This is a genomic window from Bradyrhizobium sp. LeoB3 (genome assembly GCF_055456055.1).
Genome location: NZ_JBVBEF010000420.1, coordinates 1 through 335, shown reverse-complemented (window position 1 = coordinate 335; position 335 = coordinate 1). Strand labels below are relative to the sequence as shown.

General features: G+C 69.0%; 1 protein-coding gene. It reads right to left on the bottom strand.

Features of this window, described 5'->3' with window-relative positions; translation table 11 throughout:
* Nucleotides 1–121: 121 nt before the first annotated feature.
* On the bottom strand, nt 122–335 hold a 214-nt coding region (locus ACZXDY_RS46575; RefSeq protein ID WP_464350115.1), incomplete at its 5' end, for a cupin domain-containing protein.

Sequence of the window (335 nt, the reverse complement as noted above, 5' to 3'; positions counted from 1 at the left end):
CTTCGTGTCGGTCGCGTGCCTTGTTTCCCTACGCGCACCTGGCTGGCGCGTGCAATCGATCATCTGGCGCGGTCCCGCGCGGGCGCACGGTCACGAACGCCCCGCGCCATGGCCCTCGGCCCTAGGGGAACGTTATGCCGAAAGCAGCCGGATCGGGTTTCTCGCCTTTCCGGGGCACCAACAAACGCTCCAGCCCGCCCGGCACGTAGGTGGCCAGCAGGGTCGCTTGGTCGCCGACCACTTCGATCGTATGCGGCGCACCACGGGGAAGAGCCGCGTACGAGCCTGCCCCCACCTCAACGCGGGAATCGCCGACCCGCGCGATTAGCTGCCCC